The organism is Pseudomonas sp. GW531-T4 (assembly GCF_017349615.1).
Lineage (GTDB): Bacteria > Pseudomonadota > Gammaproteobacteria > Pseudomonadales > Pseudomonadaceae > Aquipseudomonas > Aquipseudomonas chlororaphis_I.
Genome location: NZ_JACMZT010000024.1, coordinates 74,463 through 90,079, shown reverse-complemented (window position 1 = coordinate 90,079; position 15,617 = coordinate 74,463). Strand labels below are relative to the sequence as shown.

The following is a 15,617-nucleotide window of genomic DNA, read 5'->3' as shown; positions in this document are numbered from 1 at the left end:
ATATCCTTCCCAGCGCGGATCCTTCGGCACGCCTGGACTTCGCCTGCAAGCTCACCGACAAGGCCTGGCGCATGGGGCACCGCATCTACCTGCATTGCAGCGACGCGGCCCAGCGCGATGAGCTCGATGCCCGGTTGTGGCGCTTCAAGGGCGAAACCTTCGTGCCCCACGGCCCCGTCGAAAGCGAACCGGATGGCCTGATCGTTCTCGGCCTGGGCGACGACCCCGGCGAGCACCATGACCTGCTGGTCAACCTGGACCTGAAAGTCCCGGCATTTGCCCAGCGGTTTGCCCGCATCGCCGAAGTGGTGGTGGAAGACCCGACTATCCGCCAGGCCGCTCGCGAGAGTTTCCGTTTCTACCGCGAACAGGGCTATCCTCTGCAAGATCACCGTTTACAGCGACTCTGAGCCATCGATGGACACTCCCAAACCGCTGCAAAAGTCCGCGCACCTGCTGGATGACCTCGAGTCCATCCGCCAACTGCTCGGCGATGACGACCTGCAACCTCCGCTGCTGACCGAGACCGTCGACGGCGAAGTGCAGATTCCACTGCTGTTCGATATGGTCGGCGGCAAGCCTGCCGTCGAACCCCTCGACGAGGCGCCGACAGAACCACAACCAGCCCCCGCTCCGGTGGTCGAACCGCCACCTGCTCCTGTAGCGGCCGCTCCAGCCCCTGCACCAGCACCGACACCAAAACCCGCTCCAGCGCCCAAGAGCCAGGATGCCCTGCTGCACCTGGACAGCGAACTGCGCGCCGCCGCGCAACTGATCATGCAAGACGTGATCGACGACTTCGCCCCGCACATCGAAACCGAAATCAAGCGCCGCCTCGACGCGCGCATGGATCGCCTGCTCGCCGCAGCGACAAGCGGCAAGCCATAAGTCGCAAGCTGCAAGCAAAAGCCGGGTATGGCGATCTTGTCACTTGGAACTTGCCGCTTGTGGCTTGCAGCTACCCCCCTCCGCTATACTTCCCGGCTTTTCCTGAATAAATGCCAATAGGGTCCCGCCGCGCATGGATAAGACCTACCAGCCGCACGCCATTGAAACTTCCTGGTACCAGACCTGGGAGTCAGAGAATTACTTCGCCCCGCAAGGCGCGGGCGACTCGTACACCATCATGATTCCGCCACCGAACGTCACTGGCAGCCTGCACATGGGCCATGGCTTCAACAACGCGATCATGGATGCCTTGATCCGCTTCCGCCGCATGCAGGGCCGCAACACCCTGTGGCAGCCGGGTACCGACCACGCCGGTATCGCCACCCAGATGCTGGTGGAGCGTCAGATCGAAGCCCAGGGCCAGAATCGTCACGATCTGGGCCGGGAAAAATTCCTCGAGAAAGTCTGGGAGTGGAAGGATCAGTCCGGCGGCAACATCAGCCGCCAGATCCGCCGCCTGGGCTCGTCCGTGGACTGGAGCCGCGAGCGCTTCACCATGGACGACGGTCTTTCCGAAGCCGTTAAAGAAGCCTTCGTGCGCCTGCACGAAGACGGCCTGATCTACCGCGGCAAGCGTCTGGTCAACTGGGACACCAAGCTGCACACCGCGATCTCCGACCTCGAAGTGGAGAACCACGACGAGAAAGGTTCGCTGTGGAACCTGCGCTACCCGCTGGCCGACGGCGCCAAGACCGCCGAAGGCCTGGACTACCTGATCGTCGCCACCACCCGTCCGGAAACCATGCTCGGCGACTCCGCCGTGGCCGTTAACCCGAACGACGAACGCTACAAGGCGCTGATCGGCAAGTTCGTCGAACTGCCGCTGGTGGGCCGTCGCATCCCGATCATCGGCGACGACTACTGCGACCCTGAATTCGGCACCGGCTGCGTGAAGATCACCCCGGCCCACGACTTCAACGACTACGAAGTCGGCAAGCGCCACAACCTGCCGCTGCTGAACATCTTCGACAAGAACGCCGAAGTGCTGCCGGCTGCCCAGGTGTTCAACCTGGACGGCACGCTGAACGAAAGCATCGATGGCAAGATCCCGGCCGAATTCGCCGGTCTCAACCGTTTCCAGGCGCGCAAGGAAATCGTCGCCGCGTTCGACGCCGCCGGCCTGCTGGTCAGCGTCGACGACCACGCCCTGAAAGTGCCGAAAGGCGACCGCTCCGGCACCATCATCGAGCCGTGGCTGACCGACCAGTGGTACGTCTCCACCAAGCCGCTGGCCGAGCCGGCCATTGCCGCCGTGGAAGACGGCCGCATCGCCTTCGTGCCGAAACAGTACGAAAACATGTACTTCTCCTGGATGCGCGATATCCAGGACTGGTGCATCAGCCGCCAGCTGTGGTGGGGCCACCGCATCCCGGCCTGGTACGACGAATCGGGCAAGGTCTATGTCGGCCGCGACGAAGCCGAAGTGCGCGCCAAGCACAACCTCGGGCCTGAGGTTGCACTGCAACAGGACAACGACGTCCTCGACACCTGGTTCAGTTCGGGCCTGTGGACCTTCTCCACCCTGGGCTGGCCGGAGCAGACCGAGTTCCTCAAGACCTTCCACCCGACCGACGTGCTGGTGACCGGTTTCGACATCATTTTCTTCTGGGTCGCCCGGATGATCATGCTCACCATGCACCTGGTGAAGAACGAAGACGGCACACCGCAGGTTCCGTTCAAGACCGTGTACGTACACGGCCTGGTTCGCGACGGCCAGGGCCAGAAGATGTCCAAGTCCAAGGGCAACGTCCTTGACCCGCTGGACATCATCGACGGTATCGAGCTCGAAGCGCTGGTGCAGAAACGCACCACCGGCATGATGCAGCCGCAACTGGCGAAGAAGATCGAGAAGCAGACCCGCCAGGAGTTCGCCGACGGCATCGCCAGCTACGGCACCGACGCCCTGCGCTTCACCTTCTGCTCGCTGGCGTCCACCGGCCGCGACATCAAGTTCGACATGGGCCGCGTCGAAGGCTATCGCAACTTCTGCAACAAGATCTGGAACGCCGCGCGCTACGTGCTGGACAAGGGCGAGGACTGCGGTCAGAACGGCGAAGCCTACGAGCTGTCGCTGGCCGACCGCTGGATCATCTCCCAGCTGCAGCGCACCGAAGCCGAAGTGACCCGCCAGCTGGACCAGTTCCGCTTCGACCTGGCGGCCCAGGCGCTGTACGAGTTCATCTGGAACCAATACTGCGACTGGTACCTGGAGTTGTCCAAGCCGGTGCTGTGGGACGAAAACGCGCCGGTCGAGCGCCAGCGCGGCACCCGCCGCACCCTGGTGCGCGTACTGGAAGTGGCGCTGCGCCTGGCCCATCCGTTCATGCCGTTCATCACCGAAGAAATCTGGCAGCGCCTGGCGCCGCTGGCCGGCATCCAGGGCAAGACCATCATGCTGCAACCCTGGCCGGTGGCCGTTGAAGCGCGCATCGACCAGGCCGCCGAAGACGACATCGAATGGCTCAAGGGCCTGATGCTCGGCACCCGTAACATCCGTGCCGAAATGAACATCGGCCCAGGCAAGCCACTGGCGTTGTTCCTGAAGAACGCCAGCGCCGAAGACCAGCGCCGCCTGAGCGAAAACGAGACCCTGCTGAGGAAGCTGGCCAAACTCGAATCGATCACCGTGCTGCAAGCCGGCGACGAAGCACCGCTGTCCGCCACCGCCCTGGTCGGCGAGATGGAAGTGCTGGTGCCGATGGCCGGCCTGATCGACAAGGGTGCCGAACTGGCGCGCCTGGACAAGGAAATCCAGCGCCTGCAAGGCGAAGTGCAGCGGGTCGGCGGCAAGCTGTCCAACGCCGCCTTCGTCGACAAGGCCCCGGCCGAAGTGATCGACAAGGAACGCGCCAAACTGGCCGAAGCCGAACAGGCTCTGGGCAAGCTGGCCGAGCAGCACGCACGGATCTCCAGCCTGTAACGGCGATTCGAGCGGTCATAAAAAGGGAGCCCTGCAAAGGGCTCCCTTTTTTATACCCGACCGAAAGGCTCATGCCTCTGTAGGCGCGAGGCTTACCCGCGAAGCGTTATTCCTGGCACACCGCGTTATCCTGGCGGCGCCGCTGCCGGGGCAGATATGGGACAATGCGCGCCACTTTGAGCCATACCCGAACCGATTTCGCCCATGACCGCCCCCCGCCCTCCCAAAGTTCCGCGCAAAAAGCCTCAACCTCCTGCCCCGGCCAAGGCCGTCGCGCCGCGAGAAAAGGCCAGCCTGCACCCGCGTAATCGCCATCAAGGCCGCTATGACTTTGCGCAGTTGATCAAGAGCACCCCGGAGCTGGGGGCTTTCGTGATCATCAATCCTTACGGCAAGGAGAGCATCGACTTCGCCAACCCGGCGGCGGTGCGGGTGTTCAACCGGGCATTGCTCAAAGCGTTCTACGGCATCGCCCATTGGGACATCCCGGCCGACTTCCTCTGCCCTCCGGTACCCGGTCGCGCCGATTACGTGCACTTCCTCGCCGACCTGCTGGCCGCGCATAACGAAGGCGTAATTCCCCGCGGCGCGGCGGTGCGGGTGCTGGACATCGGGGTCGGCGCCAACTGCATCTACCCGCTGATCGGCCACTCCGATTACCGCTGGCAGTTCCTCGGTTCCGACATCGACACCACCGCCCTCGCCGCCGCCAAGGCAATCGTCCAGGCCAACGGCCTGAACAAGGCCATCGGCCTGCGCCAGCAAGCCAACCGCAAGCAGATCCTGCTGGGGCTGCTGGAGAGCGACGAGCGCTTCGACCTGACCCTGTGCAATCCGCCGTTCCATGCCTCCCTGGAAGAAGCCACGCGCGGCAGCCAGCGCAAATGGCGAGCCCTGGGCAAGGCCGATCCCAAGCGCAAGCTGCCGGTGCTGAACTTTGGCGGCCAGGCGGCGGAGTTGTGGTGCGAGGGTGGCGAAGCGCGCTTCGTGACCCAGTTGATCGGCGAAAGCGCCCAGGTGGCGCAACAGGTGTTGTGGTTCAGCACCCTGGTGTCGAAAGCCTCGAACCTGCCGGCGATTCAGGCCGCGCTGAAAAAGGCCGGGGCGCTGGAGAGCCAGGTGGTGGAGATGTCACAGGGGCAGAAACAGAGCCGCTTCGTCGCCTGGACCTTCAAGGACAAGGCACAGCAACAGGCCTGGCGCCAGGAGCGTTGGGTTCGGAAGGGATAGTACGAGGGGGAAAACGGCGATTTACCTTGCGTAAATCGTTGCGGCCTTAAAGCCTGAAAACCGTGCCCGGAAGTGTTCCGAGGCACGGTTCTACTGCAGTCTTACTTGTTGATCGAGTCGGTCAGGCCTTTAGCCACAACCAGCTTGATAACTTTCTTGGCAGCGATTTCGATGGCAGCGCCAGTCGATGGGTTACGGCCAGTACGGGCAGGACGCTCGGTCACTTTCAGTTTGCCGATACCTGGCAGAGTGATTTCGCCGCCATTTTCCAATTGATCAGCAACGATCTGGGCCAGTTGGTCCAGAGCGTTACGCGCGGTGGTTTTCGGCGCGTCGATAGCTTCAGCGATATCAGCGATCAGTTGGTCTTTAGTAATAGCCATTGTGGTGTTCCTTCCCTATCAAATTCATTTGGATTGCAGAGTGCAGTGTCAGCCATCGAGCCAGGTCTTGTGGATCTGGCACCCCGGTCACAACCACGAAAGATCGGGGTTATAGATACCGAAATCAGGGTTTGGTTCGACCTGACAAATGCTGAATGCACGCTTAACGCCGAGACATCGCGTAAGACGGGGCAAAACTAGCACAGAGACGGGGAAATATCCGCCTCTACCTAGCCATTTGGTCAGCTTTATTGCTCTAAATCCGTAAAAAAATGCATAAGCTTGACCCAAGCCGCCTTCCACACCCTTCAAACAGCGCCAAAACCAGCGGGTGCGGTACACTGGGCACTTTTTCGGGGAGTCACGCCCTCTCCCGCCAACCAGCCGAGAAGCCCATGCCGATCCGCCATTGCATCGTCCACCTGATCGACAAAAAACCCGACGGCACACCCGCAGTTCTGCACGCCCGCGATTCCGAACTGGCTGAATCCGCGGCCATCGAGAACATGCTCGCCGATCTCAACGAAAGCTATAACGCCAAACAGGGCAAAGCCTGGGGCCTGTTCCACCCGGAGTCCGGCGCGTTTCCCTTCAGCGGCTGGCTGAAGGAATACCTCGATGGCGGCCAGGACTTCACCGCCTTCAGCCGCGTCGCGGTCGAGCACCTGCAAAAGCTGATGGAAGAGTCCAACCTGTCGGTCGGCGGCCACGTGCTGTTCGCCCACTACCAGCAAGGCATGACCGACTACCTGGCCATCGCCCTGCTGCACCACAGCGAAGGCGTGGCGGTGACCGACGAGCTGGACGTGACCCCGTCTCGCCACCTGGACCTGGGCCAGTTGCACCTGGCCGCGCGGATCAACGTCTCCGAGTGGCAGAACAACAAGCAGTCGAAACAGTACATCTCGTTCATCAAGGGCAAGAACGGCAAGAAAGTCTCGGAGTATTTCCGCGACTTCATCGGCTGCCAGGAAGGCGTCGACGGCCCGGGCGAGACCCGCACCCTGCTCAAGGCGTTCAGCGACTTCGTCGAAAGCGAAGACTTGCCGGAAGAATCCGCCCGGGAAAAGACCAAGGCCCTGGTGGACTACGCCAGCAGCCAGGCCAAGCTCGGCGAACCCGTGGGCCTGGAAGAGCTCTCGGAGCTGATCGACGAGGACCGCCCCAAGGCGTTCTACGATCACATCCGCAACAAGGACTACGGCCTGTCGCCGGAGATCCCGGCGGACAAGCGCACCCTCAACCAGTTCCGCCGCTTCACCGGCCGCGCCGAAGGCTTGTCCATCAGCTTCGAGGCGCACCTGCTGGGCTCGAAGATCGAGTATGACGAGGAAGCCGGGACCCTGATCATCAAGGGCCTGCCGACCCAACTGACCGATCAGCTCAAGCGCCGCAACTGATGCTGCAGGGCGTGCTGAAGAAATTCCTGCTGATCCTGCTGGTGGTCGTGGCGTACCAGAACTGGGGCAAGATCGAGCGCCTGTTCAACCCCTCGCAGGCCGCCTCGGAGCAGGTCCGGGCCAATGCCCGGGTGGTGCTCTACGCCACCGACTGGTGCGGCTACTGCAAGGCCACCCGGCGCTTTCTCGATCAGAAGGGCATTGCCTTTCGCGAGTTCGATATCGAGAAGGATGCCGAGGCGCGCAAGGCCTATGAAGCCCTGGGTGGACGAGGAATTCCGATCCTCGATGTGAACGGCACGCTGATCCGCACCTACGACCCGGACCAGATCATGGCGGCGTTGCAGCGCTAAAACCTTCATCACGGGCCAGCTCACTTCTACAGCGAGCTGGCCCGCGATAAATTCTCAGCCTTACAGCGCCTCGATGCGGAACCCGAAACGCGGGAAGTGCACATGCACCACCCCGCCGCGCGGGTCTTCGCGACGCAGGATCAACTCCTCGCGCCCGGCAAACAGCAACTCCCCCTCCACCGGATCGACGCCATAGTCGGTCGCCGCAATCCGCACCCGCTGGCCGGCGTGGAAACCGTTCGGATCGATGAAGACTTCATCCGGCAAGGCTGCCGGGGTAGCCCTGCGCGCCACTTCCAGCGCCTCCTCGGAGGTCATTGCACTCGAAGCGCCATGACCGAAACCCAGTACCCGGGCCAGCCATGCCGCCACCGCCGGATAGGCGTCCACCAGCGGTGCGGTCACCGGCGTGCCCTTGAGGAACCACAGGGGATGGGCCATGGCGAAGTCGGCAATCGATGGATCGCCGAACAGGAAGTCGCCCTCCTCGCGCTGCAACTGCTGCTCCAGGCGCGCCATCAGCGTCGGCCATTGATGCTTGGCCAACTCCAGCGGCACTCGGGCAGAACTACCGCCGCTGAACAGCCCGGCGCGGTCGGCCATGAAGGCCTTGACCGCTTCCGGCGGTAAATGACCGAAACGCACGGCCGCCGACTCCGGCTGGAACACCAGGCTCACCGTATGCTGGAACACCACCGAATCGGCCCAGGCCGCGAAGGTCGCGCTGACCATTTCCCGGCCTTCGGGAAACAGTGCCGGCGAGGCCTTTTCCTGCTCCAGCCGCCGGGCGATCAGCGCCGTGTCGCAATAAATGTCGGCGCCGACCTGCAGCACCGGGGTCTTGCGGTAACCACCGGTGAGCGCGGTGAGATCGGGTTTGGGCATCACCGGTGAGATCTTCACCGAGCGCCAGGACAAGCCCTTGAAGCCCAGCAACAGCCGGGCTTTTTCCGCGAAAGGAGAAGTTGGGTAATGATGCAGAATCAACTCTGACATGCTGGGGTTCCACTGGATAAGTAGGAAGAGCCAGCTTAGCGTGCAAAGACCGGACAGCCTATATAACCTGTCTGATCACCATCCATCACCGACACTGATCGGGCACCGCGCCTCACCAGACCAGCCGCCTGAGCATGATAGGGAATCCAGCCTTTGGCCATTAAGAACATGAAACCCGTACTGGCGTATTACACCCGTTTTTTATATTTATGCGTTTACAAGTTCCCGAAACTCTTCACCTATAAGTTCAAGAGCCATTTCTTCTCTTACTCGGCGCAGCTGTATAACCCAAAGAAAAGCAAAGCTGTCTATCAGCAGGCAAGCCTTCTGGAAGGGCCGGGACAATGGCGATCAGTCAGTATCATCATCCCCATCACGCCCACCGAGTTGATGTCTCTTCGCAAATGGTTTCATAGAAAAGAACCGCCGTACCACGAAGATGGCCCTGAAAGTTCGACCCCGCACACCGAGGCGGCAATCTTTCCAGTCAAGGGGCTTGGCTATATCCCATTCAATGACACCCACCCTTATGACCCCAGCCGGATATCGGTAAAAACCGACGCTTTCAGGAGCTGCACTATCACCACCATCGAGCTGACCAACAGTGTCACTTACCTGGCGCTCGATTTCTCCCTGCAAGACAGGTCTCAGACAGCACTGTTCAACCTGAATACTTCCCATATCCACGATTACCATGCCTTCAAGAGACTGAACCCCTTCTCGAAGAACTTCCGCATCGTTCACTCCAGTTACTACGTAGAGGAACTACTGACTCAGGGCGTCAACAAGATTGTCGGCGACGCCCACCTGGTCGTGGAAAAGCTGTTCAAACTTTGGGGTATCCGTGCACAAGCCCACTCCCGTATCACCACCGGACGCCTCAAAAGCGAGCTGAGCGACCCATACATCAATCTCTACGCCAGCAGTGACTATAACCATTACTCCCTGATCAGCCGCAACCCCGGCAGACAATGCGACTATTACCGCGATGATTCGGGCAACTTCAGCTACCTATATAACTTCGAATCGAGCTCATTGAACCTGGATGCATTCTTCATCGATAACCTCAATGACCCTCACGACATAAACGACTGCTTGGCCAACTACCTCAACCTGTCGTTGATCAAGGAACTCTGGCATCAGTACAACCAATGCCGGGACGACGTGAATCCGGTGCTCTCGACCATAAGCCAGAACACTTCCGAGAGCCTGCAAACCCTATTGGAAACAAACATAAGGATTGAACGTATCGAAGAAAAGATAGAGGCCCTGACACCGTTCAGCGATCAGTCCTATTGCCCGAGCTTTCGAACCGAGGCAGAAGACGAACTGAAAAGGCTGGTAGAGAAAATCGAGTTACTGAAAAAACGCATCGCCCAACGAAAGTCCCTCAGCAACGATCAGGTGCAATTCGAGAACCTCAAGTTCAATCGTTTCTACTCCTGGATAGTCGGCGGCCTGGCCTTTCTTCAGGTTTTCCTGGCCGCTATCGTCATCGACTGGAGCCAGTCGCTGCAAAGCAACAATCCGGTATTGAACAATCTGAAAGCCCTGCTGCGCTGGCTTCAGGGTTGAGCCCCCCCGACTCTGACAGGATCAGGTAGCCAGATCCCAACTGGCCACCAGGCATTCCTTGGCGCTTTTCCGGAGTTTCTTGATCAGCCGTTCCTGGCGCAGGGCTTCGCTCTTGTCGCGGCAGGCTTCGGTGTAGACCAGCGCGACGGCGGGGCTGGAGAGGAAGAAGCGTGCGCCCTTGCCGCTCTGGTGCTTGGCGAAACGCTTGACCGGGTCGTCGCTGATGCCGCAGTACAAGGCGCCGTTGGCGGCACGCACCAGGTAGACAAACCAGGGTTTGCTCACCACGGGTACAGATTCTGCGTCGTTGGCGGGGGATTGGCTGGGGCGGGTCACGGTGATCGCGGCATGTGGATAACAAGCCGCGATCTTACCAGAGGCAACGATTCAGCGGCCGGCCTGGAAGGCTTTCAGGCCTTTGCGGGCCTGGGCGCGCACGGCGTTTTTCAGCAGCGGGGTCCAGCCGAGGATCAGGCCCTTGGTGCCCAGGGCCTGGCGGGCCCAGCGCCACATATTGAAATGATCGTGGTGCTCGCAGATCTTGCCGTCACGGAACACGAAACGCGCCTGGATATCGTTGACCACGGTATTGCCGGTCTGGCTGAACAGGTAGGTCGCCACCCAGTGGGCTTCGCCGCTGCGCTCGTCGGCGCGCACCTTGTCGAAGGTCAGGGAGAAGTCCTTGGCCCGGGTGGTGAGCATGCGCCACATGTCCCCGGCATCGCGGCCGCGCAGTTCGCCGAACGCCGGATCACTGAACAGCACATCCTCGGTGTAGCAGGCGGCCATGGCCTCGGCATCCAGGCGCTGGAAGGCGCTATAGAACTCAGTGATCAAGGCGCGGTGGGCGTCACTCATGAAACAGGCTCCGACTCAGGGAAAGATGCCTGCACGATAGTCTGCAAACCCGGGAAACACTATCGGCATTCGCCGCGCAAATACCGACAGTGGGACGGATCAGATTTTTTCGCTTTCGACCTGCACGTAGAGCGCACGCCCGGCGCCCAGGCCAGCCACTATGGCCCCCAGGCCGATCACCGCGAAAATCCAGCCCAGGGCGGTCCAGCCACCGGTCCAGTCATGCACCAGGCCGACCGCGAACGGGCCCATGGAGGCCAGGGTGTAGCCGATGCCTTGGGCCATGCTCGACAGGTTGGCCGCCACATGGGCGTCCTTCGAACGCAGGACGATCAGGGTCAGCGCCAGGCTGAAGGTCCCGCCCTGCCCCACGCCCAGCAGAATCGCCCAGCCCCACAGGCCGTCGATAGGGGCATACAGGCAGCCGAACAGGCCGCCGAGGGTGAGCAGCATCACCACCACGATCGCCAGGCGCTGGTCCTTGCCCCGCGTCGCCAGCCAGGGCGCGGCCAGCGAACTGGCGAGCTGGACGATCACCGAGCCGGACAGCACCAGCCCCGCCTGGGTCGGGCTCAGGCCGCGGCCAATAAGGATCGACGGCAACCAGCCAAACACGATGTAGGCCAGCGAGGATTGCAGGCCCATGTACAGCGTCACTTGCCAAGCCAGCGGATCGCGCAGCAAACCGCGCACCCGATAGGCCACATGGTGCGCGCCTTGCCGCTTGCCGACCTGGGGCAGCCAGAACAGCGCCGCCGCCAGCGCCGGCAACGCCCAGAAGCCGAGGCCCAGCGCCCAGCTGTTATCGAAGTGCTGGCTCAAGGGCACGGTCGCCCCCGCGGCCATCGCCGCGCCCAGGCACAGGGCCATGGTGTAGACCCCGGTCATGGTGCCGGCGTGTTTGGCGAAGTCGCGCTTGACGATGCCCGGCAGCAACACCCCGATCACACCGATGCTGGCGCCACCGAGGATGCTGCCGGCGAACAGCCCGACGTCCCCCAGGGAGCTGCGCAGGATAATCCCGCACGCCAGCGTCAGCAGAATGCCGAGCACCACCCGCTCGGCACCAAAGCGCCGCGCCAGCACCGGGGCCAGCGGGGCGAACAGGCCCAGGCACAGCACCGGCAAGGTAGTCAGCAGGCCGGCCTGGGCCGCCGACAGCCCGAGGCTACGCGACACCTCGCTGAGCAGCGGCGCCATGCTCGACAGCGCCGGGCGCAGGTTCAGCGCCACCAGGATCAGCCCCAACAGCAACAGCCACGGGCGACGCGGCGCCGGGTGGCTCTGCTGGACCTCGGCATCGTCGGCCTCGGCGTCGATCAGCAGCTCTTCGAGCTCGGCCTCGCGTCGAGGGACAGCAATAGGTGGCGGGTTATTGGCCTGGTGGCTGGACATGGTGCTCTCGGTCTCAAGGTTCATTGATCAGCTGCCGGGAAATGGCCTTGGCCCGCTCCGGGTCGCGCTGCTCGACGGCGTCCAGCAGGTCGATGTGCAGATCGAACACGGCCTGGCGCCGGGGATGGATGTTCAGCGTCTGGCGCAGTTGCGCGCCGACCACGCTGGAGAAATAGCGGTACAGCTCGCTGAGGGTGGGGTTATGCGCGGCGTCCACCAGGCGCCCGTGAAACACCAGGTCGCAGGCGATGTAGCTCTCCAGATCGCCGTGATAGTGATCGCCGCTGAGGGCCAGGGCTTCGCGCAATTCCAGCAGATCCTGGTCGGTACGTCGCAAGGCCGCCAGGCCGATGGCCTCCGTCTCGATGATCTGCCGGGTTTCGCGCGCCTGCTCCAGGGAGCACTGGGACAGGGCCTTGAGGGTGTCCAGCGGATCGACCACCGCGCGCAGGTAACTGCCGTCGCCCTGGCGAATCTCCACCAGGCCGGAAAACGCCAGGACCCGCATGGCCTCGCGCACAGTGTTACGACTGATGCCCAGTTCCGCCGCCAGCTCCGGCTCGGTCGGCAGGCGCTGGCCGATGCTCCATGCACCGTCATTGATGCGCTGGCGCAGTTGTTCCAGGGCCTGATCGACCAGGGAGCGTTTAATCAAAGGAGAAATTTCTGTCATATGCAGTCGCCTTTTCATCCAATCATCGGATGAATTTTTTGCATATTAGTCAGCTTCGCGTGGGTGAACAACAAAGCCGATGCACGCAGGTAGCAAGCGGAAAGGAAATCCGATTGCTAAAAAAACCCTTTAAGGGTAATTTCATCTCGACTCCAGGTGTCTTATGGAAAAGCACACACCTCATTACGACCTGTCGGTGATCAAGGCGGATGTCGCCCGGCTAGGGGCAGTCGCCTTTACCCGCACCGCCCTGGTCAGCGGCCGGCACCTCGGCCTGACCTGCCGGGACATGCAGCAGGTGATTGCCGGGCTGCAGGGGAAAATGCTCTACAAGTCGATGACCAGCTATCTCGATCATCGAATCTGGCAGGACGTGTATTACACCCACATCGATTCCGTGGAGCTGTACATCAAAGTCACTTACCGCCCCGGCGGCGGTCCCCCAGTGATCTCCTTCAAGGAGAAACACCCATGAAACAAAGACAATGCGTCAGCTGCGGTGCCCCGGCCGGCATGCAGCCGTTCAACAATCGCAGCGAGCTGATCGATTACAAGCACCTGCTGCGGCAGGTCGACGGCCTGGATGGCTGGGAATGCCAGGCCTGCGGCGAAATCGAATTCGACCCGGCCAGCGCCGAACGCTACGCCAGCGCCGGCGACCAGTTGCTGGAGGACGGCCGGCAGTTCATGGCCAGCGAGATGAAGCGCATCCGCCGCAAGCTGCACCTTTCGCAGAAGGATGCGGTGAGGCTGCTCTCCGGCGGTGGGCATAACGCCTTCTCCCGCTACGAGCGCGGCGAGGTCGCCCCACCCCAGCCGCTGTTCATGCTGATGCGCCTGCTCGATCGTCATCCCGAACTGATGGCCGAGGTGCATGCCCTCAGCGCGCAGCAGGCCCCAGCGACGACCGACGACCAGCCGCAGCAGCCGCGCCTCGCCACCTCATGAACACCGGGCAAAAATAAACCCGGCGCCAGGCCGGGTTCATTTTCAAGGCTGTGCCTGGATCAGTGCAGGATCTGGCTCAGGAACAGCTTGGTCCGCTCGTTCTGCGGGTTGTCGAAGAAGTCGTTAGGCGCGGCCTGTTCGACGATTTCACCCTTGTCCATGAAGATCACCCGGTTGGCCACGGTACGGGCGAAGCCCATTTCGTGGGTCACGCAGAGCATGGTCATGCCGTCTTCGGCCAGGCCGATCATGGTGTCCAGCACCTCTTTCACCATCTCCGGGTCGAGGGCCGACGTCGGTTCGTCGAACAGCATGATCTTCGGCTTCATGCACAGCGCCCGGGCAATCGCCACACGCTGCTGCTGACCGCCGGAGAGCTGGCCCGGGTATTTGTTCGCCTGCTCCGGAATGCGCACGCGCTCCAGGTAATGCATGGCGATTTCCTCGGCCTTGCGCTTGGGCATCTTGCGTACCCACATCGGCGCCAGGGTGCAGTTCTGCAGGATGGTCAGGTGCGGGAACAGGTTGAAATGCTGGAACACCATGCCGACTTCCCGGCGGATCGCTTCGATCTGCTTGAGGTCGTTGGTCAGCTCCACGCCATCGACCACGATGCGGCCCTGCTGGTGTTCTTCCAGGCGGTTCAGGCAACGGATGGTGGTGGACTTGCCCGAGCCGGAAGGCCCGCACAGGACGATGCGCTCGCCCTGCTTGACGTTGAGGTTGATGTCCTTGAGCACGTGGAACTGGCCGTACCACTTGTTCACGCCCTGCATCTGAATAATGCCTTCAGGGCCCACAGGCTTTTTGATCGCTTCACTCATGGAGATACTCCTAACGCTTGTGGCCTGTGTCCAACTTACGCTCCAGATGCATGGAGTAGCGGGACATACCAAAACAGAAAATCCAGAACACCAGGGCCGCGAAGACATAGCCTTCGGTGGCCATACCCAGCCATTTCGGGTCGGCGGCGGCTTGTTTCACGCTGTTGAGCAGGTCGAACAGGCCGATGATGATCACCAGGCTAGTGTCCTTGAACAGGGCGATGAAGGTGTTGACGATGCCGGGGATCACCAGCTTCAGGGCTTGCGGCAGGATCACCAGGCCCATGCTGCGCCAGTAGCCCAGGCCCATGGCCGCGGCCGCTTCGTACTGCCCCTTGGGAATCGCCTGCAGGCCGCCGCGCACCACTTCGGCGATGTAGGCCGACTGGAACAGGATCACCCCGATCAGCGCCCGCAGCAGCTTGTCGAAGTTCATGCCTTCGGGCAGGAACAACGGCAGCATCACCGAGGACATGAACAGCACGGTGATCAGCGGCACGCCGCGCCAGAACTCGATGAAGGTCACGCAGACCACACGAATCGCCGGCATGTTCGAGCGTCGTCCCAATGCCAGCACAATGCCCAGCGGCAAGGCGCCGACGATGCCGACAGTGGCGATCACCAGGGTCAGCATCAGGCCGCCCCATTGACTGGTCGCTACGTTGCTCAGGCCGAGATAGCCACCGTGCAGCAGGCTGTAGGCAATGATCGGGTACAGCACCAGGAAGCTCAGGCCATAGATGGCCTTGTGCGGAACCCGGGCGATGAACAAGGGCGCCACGCCGATCACCGCCAGCCACACGGTCAGGTCCACGCGCCAGCGCAGGTCCACCGGGTAGTAGCCGTACATGAACTGGCCGAAGCGCTGCTGGATGAACACCCAGCAGGCGCCTGACTGGGTGCAGTCGGCGCGGGTGGTGCCCACCCAGTTGGCGTCGAAGATCGCCCAGCTGAGGATCGGCGGCACCACCAGGTAGATCAGGTAGAAGGCAAACAGGGTCAGCAGGGTGTTGATCCAGCTGGAGAACATGTGTGCCCGCATCCACGCCACGATCCCGATGCTGCTGCTCGGAGGTGGCATGTCGGGTTTGAAAGTATGAGTGCTCATGCGCGT

17 protein-coding genes are annotated in these 15,617 nt (G+C 61.8%); 9 read left to right on the top strand and 8 right to left on the bottom strand.

The features are described from left to right. Nucleotides 1-2 precede the first annotated feature (2 nt). From J4D28_RS19520 to rlmF, 4 genes are all read left to right on the top strand, one after another. Nucleotides 3-410 (top strand): DNA polymerase III subunit chi, encoded by a 408-nt coding sequence (locus J4D28_RS19520; RefSeq protein ID WP_309474217.1) that lies wholly within the window; start codon nucleotides 3-5, stop codon nucleotides 408-410. 7 nt (nucleotides 411-417) lie between these two features. Further along, nucleotides 418-888, top strand: a complete 471-nt coding sequence (locus J4D28_RS19515) for a hypothetical protein (RefSeq protein WP_009047119.1) — start codon at nucleotides 418-420, stop codon at nucleotides 886-888. Nucleotides 889-1,021: 133 nt separating this feature from the next. Then, a complete protein-coding gene (locus J4D28_RS19510; RefSeq protein ID WP_009047118.1) occupies nucleotides 1,022-3,868 on the top strand; it encodes a valine--tRNA ligase in 2,847 nt (948 codons plus the stop codon). A gap of 204 nt (nucleotides 3,869-4,072) precedes the next feature. Beyond that, nucleotides 4,073-5,098, top strand: a complete 1,026-nt coding sequence (rlmF, locus tag J4D28_RS19505; protein WP_009047117.1) for a 23S rRNA (adenine(1618)-N(6))-methyltransferase RlmF — start codon at nucleotides 4,073-4,075, stop codon at nucleotides 5,096-5,098. Between the two features lie 101 nt (nucleotides 5,099-5,199). On the opposite strand, the gene J4D28_RS19500 is transcribed toward rlmF, so the two are convergent. Next, nucleotides 5,200-5,481, bottom strand: a complete 282-nt coding sequence (locus J4D28_RS19500) for an HU family DNA-binding protein (RefSeq protein WP_007932138.1) — start codon at nucleotides 5,479-5,481, stop codon at nucleotides 5,200-5,202. Between the two features lie 395 nt (nucleotides 5,482-5,876). Here J4D28_RS19500 and yejK point away from each other — a divergent pair, with 395 nt between their 5' ends. Continuing rightward, nucleotides 5,877-6,881, top strand: a complete 1,005-nt coding sequence (yejK, locus tag J4D28_RS19495) for a nucleoid-associated protein YejK (protein WP_007932136.1) — start codon at nucleotides 5,877-5,879, stop codon at nucleotides 6,879-6,881. Then, the gene (locus J4D28_RS19490; RefSeq protein WP_009047116.1) at nucleotides 6,881-7,234 is read left to right on the top strand and encodes a glutaredoxin family protein; all 354 of its coding nucleotides are present in this window, start codon (nucleotides 6,881-6,883) and stop codon (nucleotides 7,232-7,234) included. The genes yejK and J4D28_RS19490 overlap by 1 nt, the downstream gene beginning before the upstream one ends. Before the next feature lie 60 nt (nucleotides 7,235-7,294). On the opposite strand, the gene J4D28_RS19485 is transcribed toward J4D28_RS19490, so the two are convergent. Continuing rightward, nucleotides 7,295-8,230, bottom strand: a complete 936-nt coding sequence (locus J4D28_RS19485; RefSeq protein WP_009047115.1) for a glutathione S-transferase family protein — start codon at nucleotides 8,228-8,230, stop codon at nucleotides 7,295-7,297. Between the two features lie 153 nt (nucleotides 8,231-8,383). Between J4D28_RS19485 and J4D28_RS19480 the strand changes: the two genes are divergently transcribed. Continuing rightward, nucleotides 8,384-9,805 carry a hypothetical protein gene (locus J4D28_RS19480; protein WP_009047114.1) on the top strand — a complete coding sequence of 474 codons (1,422 nt, stop codon included), beginning with the start codon at nucleotides 8,384-8,386 and terminating at the stop codon, nucleotides 9,803-9,805. Nucleotides 9,806-9,826: 21 nt separating this feature from the next. Here J4D28_RS19480 and J4D28_RS19475 read toward each other — a convergent pair whose 3' ends face one another. From J4D28_RS19475 to J4D28_RS19460, 4 genes are all read right to left on the bottom strand, one after another. Then, nucleotides 9,827-10,141 (bottom strand): GIY-YIG nuclease family protein, encoded by a 315-nt coding sequence (locus tag J4D28_RS19475; RefSeq protein ID WP_009047113.1) that lies wholly within the window; start codon nucleotides 10,139-10,141, stop codon nucleotides 9,827-9,829. Nucleotides 10,142-10,192: 51 nt separating this feature from the next. Beyond that, the gene (locus tag J4D28_RS19470) at nucleotides 10,193-10,663 is read right to left on the bottom strand and encodes a nuclear transport factor 2 family protein (RefSeq protein WP_009047112.1); all 471 of its coding nucleotides are present in this window, start codon (nucleotides 10,661-10,663) and stop codon (nucleotides 10,193-10,195) included. 99 nt (nucleotides 10,664-10,762) lie between these two features. Then, entirely contained in the window at nucleotides 10,763-12,082 is a 1,320-nt protein-coding gene (locus J4D28_RS19465; RefSeq protein ID WP_028681716.1) for a CynX/NimT family MFS transporter, read from the bottom strand. After that, nucleotides 12,072-12,731 (bottom strand): FadR/GntR family transcriptional regulator, encoded by a 660-nt coding sequence (locus J4D28_RS19460; RefSeq protein WP_009047110.1) that lies wholly within the window; start codon nucleotides 12,729-12,731, stop codon nucleotides 12,072-12,074. The genes J4D28_RS19465 and J4D28_RS19460 overlap by 11 nt, the downstream gene beginning before the upstream one ends. Nucleotides 12,732-12,894: 163 nt before the next feature. Between J4D28_RS19460 and J4D28_RS19455 the strand changes: the two genes are divergently transcribed. Next, entirely contained in the window at nucleotides 12,895-13,206 is a 312-nt protein-coding gene (locus J4D28_RS19455) for a type II toxin-antitoxin system MqsR family toxin (protein ID WP_009047109.1), read from the top strand. Further along, a complete protein-coding gene (locus J4D28_RS19450) occupies nucleotides 13,203-13,679 on the top strand; it encodes a type II toxin-antitoxin system MqsA family antitoxin (protein WP_009047108.1) in 477 nt (158 codons plus the stop codon). Before J4D28_RS19455 ends, J4D28_RS19450 begins: the two co-directional genes overlap by 4 nt. A gap of 59 nt (nucleotides 13,680-13,738) precedes the next feature. On the opposite strand, the gene J4D28_RS19445 is transcribed toward J4D28_RS19450, so the two are convergent. After that, the gene (locus tag J4D28_RS19445) at nucleotides 13,739-14,503 is read right to left on the bottom strand and encodes an amino acid ABC transporter ATP-binding protein (RefSeq protein WP_009047107.1); all 765 of its coding nucleotides are present in this window, start codon (nucleotides 14,501-14,503) and stop codon (nucleotides 13,739-13,741) included. Between the two features lie 10 nt (nucleotides 14,504-14,513). Then, nucleotides 14,514-15,611, bottom strand: coding sequence for an amino acid ABC transporter permease (locus J4D28_RS19440; RefSeq protein ID WP_009047106.1), 1,098 nt, complete (start codon nucleotides 15,609-15,611; stop codon nucleotides 14,514-14,516). Between the last annotated feature and the right edge of the window lie 6 nt (nucleotides 15,612-15,617).